This window comes from Streptosporangium sp. NPDC000239 (assembly GCF_040300765.1).
Classification (GTDB): Bacteria; Actinomycetota; Actinomycetes; order Streptosporangiales; family Streptosporangiaceae; genus Streptosporangium.
Window position 1 is genome coordinate 459977 of the sequence record NZ_JBEPEI010000003.1, and the last position, 15251, is coordinate 475227.

General features: G+C 71.5%; 17 protein-coding genes. 7 read left to right on the forward strand and 10 right to left on the reverse strand.

The genetic code is table 11. From position 1 onward, the window contains the following. Nucleotides 1-63: 63 nt before the first annotated feature. Nucleotides 64-2415, reverse strand: coding sequence for a Tex family protein (locus ABT340_RS11245; RefSeq protein ID WP_352010568.1), 2352 nt, complete (start codon nucleotides 2413-2415; stop codon nucleotides 64-66). Between the two features lie 86 nt (nucleotides 2416-2501). Then, a complete protein-coding gene (locus tag ABT340_RS11250; RefSeq protein ID WP_352010569.1) occupies nucleotides 2502-4220 on the reverse strand; it encodes a sialidase family protein in 1719 nt (572 codons plus the stop codon). A gap of 156 nt (nucleotides 4221-4376) precedes the next feature. Between ABT340_RS11250 and ABT340_RS11255 the strand changes: the two genes are divergently transcribed. Then, entirely contained in the window at nucleotides 4377-5990 is a 1614-nt protein-coding gene (locus tag ABT340_RS11255) for a beta-N-acetylhexosaminidase (protein WP_352010570.1), read from the forward strand. Nucleotides 5991-6037: 47 nt separating this feature from the next. Here ABT340_RS11255 and ABT340_RS11260 read toward each other — a convergent pair whose 3' ends face one another. Beyond that, a complete protein-coding gene (locus ABT340_RS11260) occupies nucleotides 6038-6514 on the reverse strand; it encodes a GNAT family N-acetyltransferase (protein ID WP_352010571.1) in 477 nt (158 codons plus the stop codon). A 115-nt stretch (nucleotides 6515-6629) separates the two neighbouring features. On the opposite strand from ABT340_RS11260, the gene ABT340_RS11265 reads away from it, so the two are divergent. Next, nucleotides 6630-6848: an EF-hand domain-containing protein gene (locus ABT340_RS11265; protein WP_352010572.1), complete on the forward strand. Its 219-nt coding sequence runs from the start codon at nucleotides 6630-6632 to the stop codon at nucleotides 6846-6848. A 185-nt stretch (nucleotides 6849-7033) separates the two neighbouring features. After that, nucleotides 7034-7435: an ATP-binding protein gene (locus tag ABT340_RS11270; protein WP_352010573.1), complete on the forward strand. Its 402-nt coding sequence runs from the start codon at nucleotides 7034-7036 to the stop codon at nucleotides 7433-7435. A 35-nt stretch (nucleotides 7436-7470) separates the two neighbouring features. On the opposite strand, the gene ABT340_RS11275 is transcribed toward ABT340_RS11270, so the two are convergent. The 4 genes from ABT340_RS11275 to ABT340_RS11290 form a co-directional block, all read right to left on the reverse strand. Next, a complete protein-coding gene (locus ABT340_RS11275) occupies nucleotides 7471-7740 on the reverse strand; it encodes a hypothetical protein (RefSeq protein WP_352010574.1) in 270 nt (89 codons plus the stop codon). A 117-nt stretch (nucleotides 7741-7857) separates the two neighbouring features. Beyond that, entirely contained in the window at nucleotides 7858-8226 is a 369-nt protein-coding gene (locus ABT340_RS11280; RefSeq protein ID WP_352010575.1) for an STAS domain-containing protein, read from the reverse strand. 128 nt (nucleotides 8227-8354) lie between these two features. Next, complete coding sequence (locus tag ABT340_RS11285) at nucleotides 8355-9167, reverse strand: hypothetical protein (RefSeq protein ID WP_352010576.1); 813 nt, start codon at nucleotides 9165-9167, stop codon at nucleotides 8355-8357. A 130-nt stretch (nucleotides 9168-9297) separates the two neighbouring features. After that, nucleotides 9298-9600, reverse strand: a complete 303-nt coding sequence (locus ABT340_RS11290) for an isoamylase early set domain-containing protein (protein WP_352010577.1) — start codon at nucleotides 9598-9600, stop codon at nucleotides 9298-9300. A gap of 310 nt (nucleotides 9601-9910) precedes the next feature. Between ABT340_RS11290 and ABT340_RS11295 the strand changes: the two genes are divergently transcribed. Further along, on the forward strand, nucleotides 9911-10540 hold the full coding sequence (locus ABT340_RS11295; protein WP_352010578.1) for a nucleoside/nucleotide kinase family protein: 630 nt from the start codon (nucleotides 9911-9913) through the stop codon (nucleotides 10538-10540). 62 nt (nucleotides 10541-10602) lie between these two features. Here the strand turns inward: ABT340_RS11295 and ABT340_RS11300 are convergent, their stop codons facing one another. Further along, a complete protein-coding gene (locus tag ABT340_RS11300) occupies nucleotides 10603-10905 on the reverse strand; it encodes a hypothetical protein (RefSeq protein WP_352010579.1) in 303 nt (100 codons plus the stop codon). Between the two features lie 91 nt (nucleotides 10906-10996). After that, nucleotides 10997-11209: a hypothetical protein gene (locus ABT340_RS11305; protein ID WP_352010580.1), complete on the reverse strand. Its 213-nt coding sequence runs from the start codon at nucleotides 11207-11209 to the stop codon at nucleotides 10997-10999. A 115-nt stretch (nucleotides 11210-11324) separates the two neighbouring features. Between ABT340_RS11305 and ABT340_RS11310 the strand changes: the two genes are divergently transcribed. Then, on the forward strand, nucleotides 11325-12230 hold the full coding sequence (locus ABT340_RS11310; RefSeq protein WP_352010581.1) for a hypothetical protein: 906 nt from the start codon (nucleotides 11325-11327) through the stop codon (nucleotides 12228-12230). Between the two features lie 210 nt (nucleotides 12231-12440). After that, on the forward strand, nucleotides 12441-13352 hold the full coding sequence (locus ABT340_RS11315; protein WP_386186827.1) for a Sco1979 family transcriptional regulator: 912 nt from the start codon (nucleotides 12441-12443) through the stop codon (nucleotides 13350-13352). On the opposite strand, the gene ABT340_RS11320 is transcribed toward ABT340_RS11315, so the two are convergent. Continuing rightward, a complete protein-coding gene (locus ABT340_RS11320; protein WP_352010582.1) occupies nucleotides 13353-14159 on the reverse strand; it encodes an SAM-dependent methyltransferase in 807 nt (268 codons plus the stop codon). Between the two features lie 209 nt (nucleotides 14160-14368). Here ABT340_RS11320 and ABT340_RS11325 point away from each other — a divergent pair, with 209 nt between their 5' ends. After that, nucleotides 14369-15148: an SGNH/GDSL hydrolase family protein gene (locus tag ABT340_RS11325; RefSeq protein ID WP_352010583.1), complete on the forward strand. Its 780-nt coding sequence runs from the start codon at nucleotides 14369-14371 to the stop codon at nucleotides 15146-15148. The last annotated feature ends 103 nt before the right edge of the window (nucleotides 15149-15251 follow it).

The following is a 15251-nucleotide window of genomic DNA, read 5'->3' on the forward strand; positions in this document are numbered from 1 at the left end:
GACTCGGCGGGAAGGACACAGCGGGCCCGGCGGAAGAGCCGCCGGGCCCGCGTGGCCGTACGGCTAACGCCCTGAGTCGGAGCCGCCGAGACCGGCCCGGCGCAGGGCGTCGGCCATCGCGCCGCCCGGCGCGCTCCGCCGGTCGCCGCCGCGCTCCTGCCGCTGTCGGCCGCCGCCGTTCTCCCTGCCGCCACGCTGACGGTCGCCACGCTGACGGTCGCCACCCTGACCCCTGGGGGCGCCGCCCTTCGCGGGCCCCTGGGCGGGCTCGTCCTCAAGGCGGAGGGTGAGCGAGATGCGCTTGCGCGGGATGTCGACGTCGAGCACCTTCACCCTGACGATGTCACCGGGCTTGACCACCTCGCGCGGGTCCTTGACGAAGTTGCGCGACAGCGCGGAGACGTGCACCAGGCCGTCCTGGTGCACGCCGACGTCGACGAACGCCCCGAAGGCCGCCACGTTGGTGACGACGCCCTCCAGCAGCATGCCGGGCTTGAGGTCCGACAGCTTCTCCACGCCCTCCTTGAACGTCGCGGTCTTGAAGGCCGGACGCGGGTCACGGCCCGGCTTCTCAAGCTCGGACAGGATGTCGCTGACGGTCGGCAGACCGAAGGTCTCGTCAACGAAGTCCTGCGGCCGCAGCGAACGCAGCACGGTGCCGTTGCCGATCAGCCGGGTGATGTCGCCACCGGTCGCCGACAGGATGCGCCGTACGACCGGGTAGGCCTCCGGGTGCACGCTTGAGGCGTCGAGCGGGTCGTCGCCACCGGGGATGCGCAGGAAGCCCGCGCACTGCTCGAAGGCCTTGGGGCCGAGCCTGGCGACGTCCTTGAGCGCCTTGCGGGAACGGAAGGGGCCGTTGGCGTCGCGGTGCTGGACGATGTTGTCCGCCAGCGTCGAGCCGATGCCGGAGACCCGGGTCAGCAGCGGGGCCGAGGCGGTGTTGACGTCGACGCCGACCGCGTTCACGCAGTCTTCGACCACCGCGTCGAGCGAGCGGGACAGCTTGGTCTCCGCGAGGTCGTGCTGGTACTGCCCGACGCCGATCGACTTGGGGTCGATCTTGACCAGCTCGGCCAGCGGGTCCTGCAGGCGGCGCGCGATCGAGACGGCGCCGCGCAGCGAGACGTCCAGGCCGGGAAGCTCCTGGGAGGCGAAGGCGGAGGCGGAGTAGACCGAGGCCCCGGCCTCGGAGACCACGATCTTGGTGAGTCCCGGGACCAGCTTGACCAGCTCGCCGGCGAGCTTGTCGGTCTCCCGCGAGGCGGTGCCGTTGCCGATGGCGACCAGCTCGACGTCGTGCCGCTTGGCCAGTGCGGCCAGCGTGGCCAGCGACTCGTCCCAGCGCCTGCGCGGCTCGTGGGGGTAGATCGTGTCGGTGTCCAGCACCTTGCCGGTCGCGTCGACGACCGCGACCTTGACGCCGGTGCGCAGCCCCGGGTCCAGGCCCATGGTGGCGCGGCTGCCCGCGGGGGCGGCCAGCAGCAGGTCACGCAGGTTGGCGGCGAAGACGCGCACCGCCTCGTCCTCGGCCGCCTGCCACAGGCGCATCCGCAGGTCGATGCCCAGGTGCACGAGGATGCGGGTGCGCCAGGCCCAGCGGACGGTGTCGGCAAGCCACTTGTCGGCGGGCCTGCCCTGGTCGGAGACGCCGAAGCGGTGCGCGACGCGCCCCTCGTAGGTGCCGGTCGGCTCGGGCTCGGGCTCAAGGGTGAGGGTGAGCACCTCCTCCTTCTCGCCCCGGAACATCGCCAGGATGCGGTGGGAGGGAAGCTTGGTGAACGGCTCCGCGAAGTCGAAGTAGTCGGAGAACTTCGCGCCGCCCTCCTCCTTGCCCTCGCGGACCGCCGCGACCAGGCGGCCCTTGGACCACATCCGCTCACGCAGCTCGCCGACCAGGTCGGCGTCCTCGCTGAAGCGCTCGACCAGGATCGCCCGCGCCCCGTCGAGCGCGGCGGCGGTGTCGGCGACCCCCTCGCCGACGAACGCGGCGGCGGCCGCCTGCGGATCGACGGACGGGTCGTTCAGCAGGCCGTCGGCGAGCGGTTCGAGCCCGGCCTCCCTGGCGATCTGCGCCTTGGTGCGCCGCTTCGGCTTGTAGGGCAGGTAGATGTCCTCAAGGCGGGCCTTGGAGTCGGCCGCCGCGATCTGCGCCGCCAGGGCGTCGTCGAGCTTGCCCTGGGAGCGGATCGACTCCAGGATCGCGGCACGCCGTTCCTCAAGCTCACGCAGGTAACGCAGACGCTCCTCAAGCGTGCGGAGCTGCGCGTCGTCGAGCGCCCCGGTGACCTCCTTGCGGTAGCGGGCGATGAACGGCACGGTGGCCCCGCCGTCGAGCAGCTCGACCGCCGACTGCACCTGCCGCTCGCGCACCCCCAGCTCTTCGGCGATCCGCTGATGAATAGACGTCGTCACGATCTCTCTTCCCTTGTGATGGCAGCCACCAAGCTACCGCGTGACGGGCGGCGCCGACCTCGGGGAAGGCGGATCGAACGGGACGGTCAGAGCCGGGCGCGATCCCGGCGGAAAGGGGTCAGCCGTGTCCACTCGACGGTCGCCTCGGCGGCGTTCCCGCCGGGCGTCCCGGTCACCCAGTGGGCGAGCTGGGGCCGTTCCCTGCTGTCCTGGACGACCCAGGTGACCCCGGTGTCCGCGCCGTCGCGGAACAGGCGGGCGACCCCGGCGCTGTCCACGTCGACCCGCCACGTCGCGAGCGCTCCCGCGCCGCCGAGGGGGTGGACCCGTTCCCAGACGGCCGAACCCTTGCGCATCGTCCAGACCCCGCCGCGCTGGACGGTCAGCATCAGCCTTCTCGCGCCGTTGGCCACCTTCGCGCCGAGGCAGACGCCGGCGCCGGTGCGCGGGTCGAGCGCGCTGTCGTCGTCGACCCGCCCCCTGAACTCCAGGGTGAAGTCGCACCCCCTGGAGACGTCGAGGGGGCGCCAGGCGTGGGAGGGCACGGGGCCGGTGCTCCTGAGACGGATCCGGCCCGCGTCGATCCGCGCCCCGCCGGTGAGCGTCCAGTCGCCGGTCGGCAGGTCGCCGTCCGGGAAGGGGCGGGAGATGTCGAGTCCGGCGACCTTGATGTTGGTCTGGTTGTGCTCCCAGACGACCACGAGGCGGCCGGGTTCGTACTCGTCGGCGCTGGGGTAGACGTCCCACCCCCTGGCCGCCCCCCTGGTCAGCCTGGGGCCGTCGGCGAAGAGCCGTCCGGGCTCCCACGGTTCGCCGGGACGCCTGACCTTGTAGTGCAGGACCTCGCGGTACTGGTCGGGCCTGGCGGCCGAGGGGCCGGTGAACGGCCCGGCGAAGGTGTTGTAGATCGCGAGGTGGCGGCCCTGGGAGTCGCCGCAGAAGAACGTCTTGACGTAGTAGTTGGGCAGTTCGGGGTCCGGTCTCATCGGCGACCACGTCAGCCCGCCGTCCCGGCTGACGGCCGTGGCGCAGTAGGCGGCGTTCGCGCGGTAGTGGGCGTCCCGTTCGGCGGGGGAGGTCCCGCCGGTCAGGTCGAGGGTCCTGGCCACCATCACGATCGCACCCGGCTCGTCCTGGGACGGAGCGATCTGCGGCTCCTCGACCGCGACGCCCGGCGGGTTCTCCGCCAGGCCGCCGGAGGTCCAGGTGACCAGGTCCGCCGAGCGCAGCACCCCCGCCCTGGTCGTGTTCCCCGCCCGCCGCCAGTACGGCACCAGCCACAGTCCGTCGTGCCTGAGCGGTCTGCCCGCGACGACCACCCCTCTGGCGTTGCCGGGCACGTCGACGACGACGGGGAAGTCGGCCCAGGTCACGCCGCCGTCGAGGCTCCGCTTCGCGGTCATCGTGACGGGGAAGCCGTCGAGGTCGCCGGAGGGGTCGCGGTCCTCGGCGACCGCGATCCGCCCGAGCAGCGCGTACAGCGCGTCCCCGTCCTTCAGGAAGATCACGTAGTGGTAGCGGTGGGCGGCGGTCGCCCCGGCCAGCGTGCCGACCGTCCAGGTCGTCCCGCCGTCGGCCGACCTGGCGTACATGATGGAGCCCTGGTCGGTCGGCGCCGGGTCGCGGGGGTCGCCCACCCCGGCCCGCCAGGCGACCACCAGGCGCCGGGCGTCGAGGGCGACGATGTCGGGGACCCGGTTGCCCTCGTGCGCCAGCTCCCCGTCGGGGGTCCGCTCCGCGACGCCGTACACGATGACGGGGGTGGTGACGTCCGATCCGACGGCTTCGGTGTCCGGCCAGGCCATGGAGCACAGCGAACAGGTGCCGGATGGCCGGGGGGTTGCCGGGAGGTTACGTCCCGGTGGTCATGATGGCTTCCCCTGGGCGCCGTGTCCTGCTTGACGCCGATCGTCGCCGTCGGCGAGGGTTTTCAGCCAGAGATCATCCGGTGAGGGGACGCCATGGCACCGACTCCGGCCCGCCTGTGGCGTTCCAGGCCCGCACGTCTCACCGCCGTCGCGGCTCTCGTGCTCGGCGCGGGCGTGGTGGCGCTGACCACGGGTGCCCGTACGGCCCCCGCCCCGATGGGGGAGGTCCTGCCGGTCCCCGTCTCGGTACGGCCCGCGGCGGACGCCTCCTACACGCTGCCGCCGGACGCGGTCGTCCACACCGAGGCGGGCTCCGCCGAGGCGGCGAAGGTGGGCGCCTACCTCGCCGGGCTGCTGCGCCCCTCGACCGGCTACGCCCTGCCGGTCGTCCAGGACGGGGAGGGCAGGGGCGTCTCGCTGCTGCTCACCGGGGCGGACCCGGTCGTCGGTTCCCAGGGGTACCGCCTCGACGTGACCGGCGAGGCCGTGGTCATCCGCGCCAGGACGGGCGCCGGGCTCTTCAACGGGGTGCAGACGCTGCGCCAGCTCCTGCCGCCGAAGGTCGAGAGCCCGACCGCCGTGCCGGGGCCGTGGACGGTACGGGGCGGGCGGATCGTGGACTACCCGCGCTTCCCCTACCGGGGCGCGATGCTGGACGTGGCCCGCCACTTCCTCCCGGTCGAGACGGTCAAGCGGTACATCGACCGGATCGCCCTCTACAAGATCAACCACCTGCACCTGCACCTCTCCGACGACCAGGGCTGGCGCATCGCCGTGGACAGCAGGCCGAGACTGGCCGCGTACGGCGGGCGCACCCAGGTCGGCGGCGGCCCGGGCGGCCACTACACCAAGGCGCAGTACAGGGAGATCGTCGACCACGCGGCGCGGCGGTACGTCACGGTCGTCCCCGAGATCGACCTGCCCGGCCACACCAACGCGGCGCTGGCCTCCTACGCCGAGCTGAACTGCGACGGCAGGGCCAGGCCGCCCTACACCGGGACCGACGTCGGGTTCAGTTCGCTGTGCACCACGAAGGAGGAGGTCCACACCTTCGTCAAGGACGTCCTGGGGGAGGTCGCCGCGCTGACCCCCGGCCCCTACCTGCACATCGGCGGCGACGAGGCACGGGCCACCCCGACCGCCAGGTACGCCGCGTTCATGAACCGGGTCCAGCCGATGGTCGCCGCGACGGGCAAGACGGTCGTGGGCTGGCACCAGATCGGCGAGCCCGGGGTGCGCCACCAGGAGGGACGCGTCCTGCAGTACTGGGGGCGAACCGGCTCCGACCCGCTGGTGGCCGAAGCCGTGGCCCGGGGCGCCCGGGTGGTCATGTCACCGGCGAACCGGGCCTACCTCGACATGAAGTATGACCCGGAGACCGTGCCGGGCCAGAAGTGGGCGGGCTACGTCGAGGTGCGCGACGCCTACGACTGGGACCCGGGCTCCCACCTGGAGGGCGTGCCCGCCTCGGCCGTGCTCGGCGTCGAGGCGCCGCTGTGGACCGAGGCGATCTCGACGGAGGAGGAGATCGAGTACATGGCCTTCCCCAGGCTGCCCGCCGTCGCCGAACTCGGCTGGTCGCCCGGGGCCACCCACGACTGGGCGGCCTTCGCGCGCCGCCTCGGCGCGCAGGGGCCCCGATGGGCGGTCATGGGCATCGACTTCCACCGATCGCCGCAGGTCAGCTGGGACGAACAGGGCGACTGAGCCCGTTCCCGCCGGAGGCCGCCCGGGACGAGCAGGGCGGCCGAGCCCTACCGTGCGGCGAGCTCCTCAAGCGCCTGCCCGGTGATCCGGTACGGGATCCACTCCTGCTGGGGCCCGGCGCCGAGCGAGACGTAGAACTCCGCGGCCGGGGTGTTCCAGTCGAGCACCTGCCATTCGAGCCTGCCGTACCCGCGCGCCACGCAGAGGCGGGCCAGCTCGGCCAGCAGCCGCCTGCCGTACCCCCGCCCCCTGGCGGACGGGAGGACGAAGAGGTCCTCAAGGTGGATGCCGTGCCTGCCGAGCCAGGTCGAGTAGGTGACGTACCAGATCGCGAAGCCCACGACCCGTCCCTCGTCGGGGTCCTGCGCGACGTGGCAGAACACCGCGGGCTCGGGGCGGAAGAGGGCCTCGTGCAGCTGCTCGGGCGTGGTCTCGACCTCCCGCAGGGCCTTCTCGTACTCGGCGAGGCCGCGGATCAGGTCGACGATCGCCGGGACGTCCTCCGGCGTTGCGGGACGAATCATGCCCGCAGTCTAGGGTCACGGGCCGGGCGGCCCGGCGTGGCCGTACCGGGGGTGCGTCCCGTAGGTTGTCTGGTCACACACGGGATGTCGGAAACGTCGGGAAAGGCGGGCAACCATGCGGGAAGAGCCGACCGGTGAGCGGTTGACGGAGCTCAGGCGGAGGTTCGACGCCATCGACGCCGACGGGGACGGCTTCGTCACCGAGGAGGAGTTCGGCGCTCACTTCCCCGGCCTGCCCGCGGAGGCCCTCGGCTCGCTGAACCGGGACGCGGACGCCGACGGCGACGGGCGGCTGTCCTTCGAGGAGTTCGTCAGGATCGTCGTCGGCGACTGACGGGTGGCCCTTCGAAGATCGCTTTCAGGGGGTCGGGTAGTGTGACGATACCTGGACCACCAACGGATCTCTCGGTGAGGACATGGCCATTCGCCCGGACAGACGGACGGACCTCGACGGGTCCCCCGTCCTCGTCCCGGCCGGTGAGCCGGGGCGGACGGTCCGCGCCGCGGGGGACGACCCCCGTGGCTGAGACGACCCGTGGCGAGGCGCGCAGGACGTCCTTCCCGATCGGGGATGACCTGTCCGAGATGCGGCGCCGGACCAGGGAGTTCCTCGCGGCGGCGGCGCTCGGCGAACTGCGGGAGACCAACTTCGTCCTGGCCATCAGCGAGGCCGCGAACAACGTGCTCGACCACGCGGGCACCGAGGGCCTGGTCGTCCTGCGCTGTGACGCCGAGCGGGTCGTCGCGGAGATCATCGACGAGGCGGGACTGCTCACCGACACCGGGGCGGGACGTGTCCAGCCGCCGATCGGCTCCCGCAGGGGCTACGGGCTGTGGTTGATGCGGGAGATGTGCGACTCGGTGGAGATCCTCACCGAGCGTGGCGCCTCGACGGTACGGCTGACCATGCTGCGTTCCTGAAGGTTCCTGAAGGTTCCTGAAGGCCACCGGGAGGGTCAGTCGCGGGAGAGCGGGTCGCGTCGTTCGCTGATCAGTGTCGCGCACCTGCGCACCCGGGCCTCGTTGAACGTGCGGGCCCCCGGGATCTGCAGCAGGCTCGCGCGCAGCGTCTCGTAGACCTCCTCGACGGGGTGCCCCTCGTGTGAGGCGCCGACCCGGCGGATCACCTGGGAGGCCCGGACGTCGAAGCCCGCCTCACGCGCGGCGGCGCCGGGTACCACGTCGCGCAGCGCGGCGTTGTCCATCGTGATGCGGACACGACGCATCCCTGGCTCCCCCTGTGGGCTCGGCCTACCTGGCCCGATCACCCTAGGAAGCCGTGTGGGGCCCGCGACGTCGTCGTTGCCGTGTCACGGCCCTTTCGTCGACGGGTCTTTACCCGTTCAGCGGGGGGTGGGGACGCTCTCCCCGAACACCCTCATCTGGGACTCCTGCACGTCCCGGTCGATGGGGAACGCGTCGGCCAGCCTGGTCAGTTCGAGCATCCGGCCGAGCACCCCGTGCACGCCCGCCAGACGCAGCCAGCCGTTGAGCTCGTAGGCCCGCCGCAGCGTCGTGAGCAGGGTCCAGACGCCGCTTGAGTCACAGAAGCCGAGTCTCGTCGTGTCGATGATGACGCGCGACTGTCTCCGCGTCAGCACCTCGGTGAGCGTCTCCTCAAGCCGTGGGGCCGATGTTTTGTCGAGATCGCCGTCGAGCGAGACCACGGAGAACCGTGGATGGTCGTTCACGGTGACGGAAAGCCGTGTCATGATGCCCCGCTGTCTACCTCAGCCTGAGACAGCGCCCTTATGGGAGCCGTGCGAAGACGGAAACCACTCCAACCACCGTACGCCCATGGCTGAGGACAGTTCAACGGGCGGGCAGGAACGGCGGACGGTCAGCGGACGGCCCGTCCCCGGCGGGAACCCGCGTAGGCGGCGAGCCGGGTCGCCTGCAGCCGCTCCGAGGGCCGCAGCGCGGGGTGGCTGTTCAGGACAGGGTCGAATCCCGGCAGATCACCGGCCTGGTCCGGCAGGGGGGTGTGGACGCTCAGCCGTACCAGGGGACGTCTGTCCGCGCCGTCGACGCCGAGGGTGAACTCCAGCGGCCCGTCCGCGACGGCCTCCCCGAGGAGGGCGGGGACGGCGGGCACTCCGGCGGCCGGGCCGTGCCCGACGGCGAGGAAGCGCAGCGGTTCCCCCGCGCGGTCGTAGGCCAGGATCGTCGAGTAGACCCCGGGGACGAAACGGCGCCGGGGCAGGGGCAGCAGGCCGGGCCACAGCGCCGAGCACAGCAGCAGGTCGAGGTCGCCCCCCGCCCCGCCCGCCCCGGGCAGCCGTACGGCCAGGCCGAGCACGTCGGGCAGGGGAGCGGGCAGGAGTCCGGCCCTGGACAGGCGGACCAGCGCGGGGTGGTCGCCGGGTCCGTCGAGGGCGGGGACGCCGAACATCGGATGGTCGAGCGGGCGGAGCGTGGCGTGGAAGGTGGCGCCGTCCGCGAAGATCGCGCGTTCGCCGCGCGCGGAGGCGAGCCCTCGCGCGAGGGTCCCGGCGGCGGCCCTGAGGGTGGCCCTGACAGTGGCTCCGACGTTGGCCCCCACGTTGGCTCCGACGGTGGCCCCGACAGTGGCCCCGACGGTGGCTCCGGTGACGGTTCCCGCGACGGGCCCGGTGGCGGTGCCGGCCGCCCGGCCGGTGTGGGTCGTCCGCATCCGCTCCCCCTGTCGTCGTGCCCACCGTTACGGATACCCGCCGGTCGGGCGTGAAACAGGCGGGACGTGTGGGGGGAGGCCGTCTCGCCGGAGGTGACCGTGGAGACGGCGAGGTCCCGTCGTACCGTCCCTAGGCGCCGGCGAGCTGCCCGGCGGGGTGGAGGTGGCCTCCCTGCTCGTCGTGGTGGTCGGCGTCCGCGTCGTCGAACCAGACCCCGCCGTCGGCGAGGTAACGGAAGCGGATCGGCTGCTGGGACGGGACGGTGAGGGTCACCTGGTAGGTGCCGTTCTCCTTGCGCTCCATCGGGTGGGCGTAAGGGTCCCAGCCGTTGAAGTCGCCGACCAGTGAGATTCCGCCGACGGCCCGGTCGAACGGCACGGTGAAGGTGAGTCTGACCTTCCCGTTCTTGGTGGGCTTACCACGCTTGATCATCGAGTCTCTCCTGACATCACTGTCTCCGTAGGTAACCGACCGTGATCGGCCAGGCGGCACGGGCCTCGGCCGCGGCCCTCACCTGTGGGCCGCGATCAGGAAGCCGACATCCGGGTCACGACTGGCGGTAACGATCCACATGGATGGTTACCGCCAGTCATCGATCGGCAACATGGGGTGGTGAGTTTTGGCCGGGTTCACGTCCGACCTTGACTGGATCGTGATGCTCCGGTGGTTCGGGTTAACCTGCCGATGCTCGTGGAGACGGTCGGCGGAGTCCACGGTGCGGGCGGTTCGATAAAGATGTCCCGTGGACATCACTCCTATCTCGCCGGCACACCTCGTCGAGGACCTCGCCGACCGGATCGCCGCGGGACCCCGTGCCTCCTGGGTGCGGGTGGCTCTCGACGGCGCGCCCGCCGCGCGCCCGGAACGGCTGGCCGAGGAACTGGTCGCCCCGCTGCGGTTGCGCGGGCGCGAGGTCATGCGGGTGTCCGCCGGTGACTTCCTGCGTCCGGCGTCGCTGCGCTTCGAGTACGGCAAGACCGACCCCGACGCCTTCTACACCGACTGGCTCGACGCCGGGGCCCTGGGCAGGGAGGTGCTCGGCCCGCTGGAGCCGGGGCGTTCGGGCAGGGTCCTGCCCACGCTGTGGGACGTCAGGACCGACCGGGCGACGCGTGCGCCGTACGTCACCGTGCCGCCGGGCGGGGTGCTGCTGCTGGACGGCGCCCTGCTGCTCGGCAGGGGGCTCGCCTTCGACCTGACCGTGCACCTGTGGCTCTCGCCGGGCGCGCTGGCCAGGCGGACGGAGGAGGGGGCGCGCTGGACGCTGCCCGCCTACGAGCGTTACGAGCGGGAGGTCGGGCCGGTCGGTGCCGCCGACGTCGTCGTCCGGATGGACGACCCCCGGCATCCCGCGCTGGTCGGCCAGAGATGAGACGGCAGAGGTGAGACAGGAGTGGGGGCGGGCGGTGGTCGGCCGCCCGCCCGGCCGGGTCGTCAGACCCCGGTGCGCGAGGGCATCCTGCCCTCGGCGTAGCCCGCCTCGATGAGTTCGTCGCGCGTGCCGTGCGTTTCCCTGGAGGAGATCTCCGGGCCGTGGGTCTCCTCGATGCGCAGGGCGACGCCCAGCGCGAAGAAGGTCGGCGCCCACTGGCCGACGAAGATGCCCCAGCGGTCGGCCCGGTCGATTCCGGCGTGCTCGGCCGAGCGGGACGCCACCCAGGACGCCACCGACAGGCCGATCGACGCGAAACCCGCGGCGTACATGGTGCCGGACTTCACGCCCATCTTGCGAAGCATGTTGATCATTGTTCCCCCCCGATGAGTGTTCGCTGATATCGGTACCCTTTCGGGTTTTGTGTAACCAAATGTCCCGATCGGGGGGTGTGTTCTAGAGGTCGCCGACCTGTTTGAGCAGGCGCTCCCGCCGTTCCTCAAGCTCGTCCGCGAGGGCCTCCTGCTGGTCGGCCATGGAGATCAGCGCCGACCGGTCCATGGCGTCCGTCGGGCCGAGGTCGCCGACCTGTTCACGCAGCCCGGCGACCTCGGAACGCAGCCTGGCCAGGTCCTCTTCGACCTGGCGGAGTTCATCGTGGATGCTCATCCGCTGTCCATACCCCCATCCGGGGGGCCGATTCCACGCCCTACTCCACGGGGCGTAGCCGAGGGGCCCTCCCCGGTGGGATTCCCGCACCGGGGAAGCGGACGAGGCTTGGCCCATGCGCCCTCATCAACGGTTCTGGTACGGCGTCGCGACTCTGCTGCTCGCCGGGAGCGCCTTCCACCTGGCCGTCTACGCCGTGGACGGCGGCGGCTGGGCGGGGCCGGTCTCCTGGCGCAAGCCGATCCTGTTCGGCTTCTCCTTCGGTCTGACGCTGGCATGCCTGGTCTGGGTCACCGGCAGGCTTAAGCCGCCCCTCGCGCGGCCCCGGCTGCTGCTGGGCGCGCTCGGCACGGCCTGCGTGGTCGAGGTGGCGCTGATCGACCTCCAGCGCTGGCGCGGGGTGCCCTCCCATCTGAACTTCGGCACCCCGTTCGACACGGCCGTCTCGGCCGTGCTGGCCGTGACCGCGTTCGCCGGGCTGATCCCGCCGATCGTGGTCATCGCGGTCCGGGCCTTCCGGGGGCTCGACGCCTCGCCGAGCATGAGCCTGGCGATCAGGGCGGGGCTGGCCGTACTGCTGCTCAGTCAGGTCGCGGGCGGGGCGCTGATCGCCAACGGCAGGATCATCGGGCTGCCGCCGGACCGAACCGACCTGTCGATCCTCGGCGCGGCCGGTCAGCTGAAGGTCCCGCACGCGGTCACGCTGCACGCCCTGCAGGTGCTGCCCGCGCTCGCGGCGCTGCTCACCCTGACCTCCTGGGGCGAGCGCGCCAGGACGCGCCTGGTCGCCCTGGCCGTCGCGGGGTACGGCGGGCTCGTCGTGGTGAGCGTGCTCCAGGCCGTCCAGGGGCTCGCGCCGGCCGACCTCACCCCGCTCTCGGGGGCCGTGCTGCTGGCGGCGGTGGCGGCCCTCGGCGTCGCGGCCGCGGCGGCACTGGTACGGCTGGACGCGCACCGGGTCAGGGCGCTGGTCAGGCCGTCGGTGGGGACATTGGTCGGACGAAACGCCCGAAATGCATAGAACGCATGGAATATGCGAGGTTTGCACGACATGCGAGGCGTAGGGGATTAACGAAAAAGACGAACGCTTTCGAACACCACCTTAAGTCTCCATTAGGGAAAGATCCCATGTCATCCAGATATCCAATGTGTGGACAAGGCTGCCAAAGTTGTACTATCCGCGTCTGGAACAGAAGCCGTTGCACCGTCCTCGGGTGACAGGGAGCAAGCCATGGGCATACAGCATGCCGAAGACGGTGCGATGGGTGGTGTCCTCGCCTACTCGGGCGGGAGCAGTCCGACCATCCTGAGAATCCTCCTCGGCACGCAGCTGCGGAGGCTGCGCGTGGCCAGGGGCGTCTCCAGGGAGGACGCCGGGTACGCCATCCGCGCCTCCCATGCCAAGATCAGCCGTCTTGAGCTCGGGCGGGTCGGCTTCAAGGAGCGCGACGTCGCCGACCTGCTGACCCTGTACGGCGTGATCGACCCCGCAGACCGGGACCCGCTGCTCGCGCTGGCCAGGCAGGCCAACGCCCCCGGCTGGTGGCACAAGTACGGTGACCTGCTGCCCGGCTGGTTCCAGGTCTACGTGGGCCTGGAGGAGGCCGCCTCCGTCGTCAGGAGCTACGAGGTCCAGTTCGTCCCCGGACTCCTGCAGAGCGCCGACTACGCCCGCGCGGTCATCATGCTCGTCCACGGCACCGCCTGTGCCGAGGAGATCGACCGCCGGGTCTCCCTCAGGCTGGCCAGGCAGGAACGGCTCAGCAGGCCGAACGCGCCCATCCTGTGGGCCGTGGTCGACGAGGCCGTGCTGCGCCGTCCCATCGGGGGGCCGCAGGTCATGGCCGCCCAGCTCGACCACCTGCTCCGGGTCACCGAGCTGCCCAACGTCAGGCTGCAGATCATGCCCTTCCACCGGGGCGGGCACGCGGCGGCGGGCGGCCCGTTCTCCATCCTGCGCTTCCCCGACAAGGACCTCCCCGACGTGGTCTACATGGAGCAGCTCACCAGCGCGCTCTACGTGGAGAAGCGGGAGGAGACCGACCACTACACGCAGGTCATGGACAGCCTGTGCGTGCAGGCCTACTCGATCTCCGACAGCAGGCGCTTCCTCGGCGAGCTGCGCGAGCGGCTGCCGTACTGATCAGGCCGGTTCCGCGCCGCCCTTCCTGGCCACCCCGCCGAGCACGATCATGCTCGTCGGGCGGGACGGCATCCGGGGGCGCCACGTCGTCACGTCGACCAGGCCCGGTTCGACCAGGTCGAACCCGTCGAAGAACGGCAGGATCTCCTCGTGCCTCCTGAGGGCGACCGTGACCGGACCGCCGGCGAGCGCGGCGCGGGCCCGCGCCACGGCCTCCTGGTCGCCCTCCGCGCTCGGGTGGCTGACGGCCAGGAGGCTCCCCTCGGGCAGGCGCTCACGCAACGGTCCGAGGACGCGTTCCGGCGTCTCGCCGGGGAACAGCTGCAGCACCGAGAGCAGCAGCACGCCGACCGGTTCGCCGAAGTCGATGAGCCGCAGCAGGTCGGGGTGGTCAAGCACGGTCCCGGGGCTCCCGAGGTCGGCCCGGATGGAGACCAGCAGGGCGTCGGTGGCCAGGAGCACGTCGTTGTGGACCGAGACGACGGGGTCGTTGTCCACGTAGACGACCCGCGCGTCCGGGTGGGTCTCACGGGCGACCTCGTGCACGTTCGGTGAGGTGGGGATGCCCGCGCCCAGGTCGAGGAACTGCCGGATTCCCGCCCGCGCCATGTACTCGACCGCCCGGCTGAGGAAGCTCCGGTTCGCCCTGGCCAGCACGGGATAGTCGGGCATCTGGGCGACGATCCTGTCGGCGTACTCGCGGTCCGCCGCGTAGTTGTTCTTGCCGCCCAGCACGTAGTCGTACACGCGCCCCACGTGGGGGGTGCCGACGTCGATGCCGTCGGGCGGGGACTGGTCGCGGCTCACGCGGCGAGTGTAATCACCTCATCCTTAAACGATCTAGGGCGCCTCCGGGGTCTGACCTTCCTTACCGATCCGTGAGGAAGCAGTCGTTCCGCTTGTCAGGACTCGGGAAGCGGCCCACATTCTGAGCACCGGAACCGACGAATCCGCAGCTCAGGAGGCCTGGTTTGTTCGCCCCCCGTCTTTTTCCAGCTGTCGCCCTCTCTTTTTCCGTGGTCCTCGCACCCGCCCTCGCCCCAGGTGCGGCCACCGCCCGGACCCGGGCGCCGATCACCTCGATGGCCTCGCTCGGCGACTCCATCACCCGTGGCTTCAACGCCTGCGGCTTCTACCTCGACTGCCCCTCCCGATCCTGGTCGACGGGTTCGTCCTCGTCGGTGAACAGCCTCTACCTGAGGCTGAAGGAGGACAACCCCGACATCGTCGCGCACAACGACGCCAAGACGGGGGCCAAGGTCGCCGAACTGCCCGGCCAGGCCGAGAAGGCGGTCTCCCAGCAGGCCGGATACGTCACGATCCTGATCGGGGCCAACGACGTCTGCACCGCATCCGAGGAGGACATGACCTCGGTCGCCGACTACGAGGCCGCCTTCCGTACGGCGCTGCGGACCCTGAGCGGCGGCCTGCCCGAGGCGGAGATCCTCGTCGCCAGCATTCCCGACGTCCGGCGGCTGTGGGAGGTCGCCAAGGACAAGACGGCCGCCCGTGTGGCCTGGGCCACCCTGCACATCTGCCAGTCGCTGCTCGAACGGCCCCGCTCGAACGACCCGGAGGACGTGGCCAGGCGTGAGCGGGTGCACGCCAGGGTCGTCGACTTCAACCTGGTCGCGGAGAAGGTCTGCGCCGAGTACCCCACCTGCCGCCACGACGCCGGAGCGGTCTTCGACCGGCGTTTCGAGCTGTCCGACATCAACGCCTGGGACTACTTCCACCCCAACGCCGGCGGCCAGCGCCTGCTCGCCGAGCTGGTCCACGCGGCGGACGATCGGTGAGCCGGTGGGCCGGCCACGCACCGTGACCGGCCCGGCGATCCGACCGTTCCGCGCCGAGGCGAGGGCGTTCCCGGGGGAGTCATATTCCCCGGGGGCGCCCTCG

Bases quoted from the DNA above. Each gene is read 5' to 3' on its own strand.
- ABT340_RS11250 (WP_352010569.1), bottom strand. From the start codon at position 4,220: ATGGCCTGGCCGGACACCGAAGCCGTCGGATCGGACGTCACCACCCCC.
- ABT340_RS11255 (WP_352010570.1), top strand. From the start codon at position 4,377: ATGGCACCGACTCCGGCCCGCCTGTGGCGTTCCAGGCCCGCACGTCTC.
- ABT340_RS11260 (WP_352010571.1), bottom strand. From the start codon at position 6,514: ATGATTCGTCCCGCAACGCCGGAGGACGTCCCGGCGATCGTCGACCTG.
- ABT340_RS11265 (WP_352010572.1), top strand. From the start codon at position 6,630: ATGCGGGAAGAGCCGACCGGTGAGCGGTTGACGGAGCTCAGGCGGAGG.
- ABT340_RS11275 (WP_352010574.1), bottom strand. From the start codon at position 7,740: ATGCGTCGTGTCCGCATCACGATGGACAACGCCGCGCTGCGCGACGTG.
- ABT340_RS11280 (WP_352010575.1), bottom strand. From the start codon at position 8,226: ATGACACGGCTTTCCGTCACCGTGAACGACCATCCACGGTTCTCCGTG.
- ABT340_RS11285 (WP_352010576.1), bottom strand. From the start codon at position 9,167: ATGCGGACGACCCACACCGGCCGGGCGGCCGGCACCGCCACCGGGCCC.
- ABT340_RS11290 (WP_352010577.1), bottom strand. From the start codon at position 9,600: ATGATCAAGCGTGGTAAGCCCACCAAGAACGGGAAGGTCAGACTCACC.
- ABT340_RS11300 (WP_352010579.1), bottom strand. From the start codon at position 10,905: ATGCTTCGCAAGATGGGCGTGAAGTCCGGCACCATGTACGCCGCGGGT.
- ABT340_RS11305 (WP_352010580.1), bottom strand. From the start codon at position 11,209: ATGAGCATCCACGATGAACTCCGCCAGGTCGAAGAGGACCTGGCCAGG.
- ABT340_RS11310 (WP_352010581.1), top strand. From the start codon at position 11,325: ATGCGCCCTCATCAACGGTTCTGGTACGGCGTCGCGACTCTGCTGCTC.
- ABT340_RS11315 (WP_386186827.1), top strand. From the start codon at position 12,441: ATGGGCATACAGCATGCCGAAGACGGTGCGATGGGTGGTGTCCTCGCC.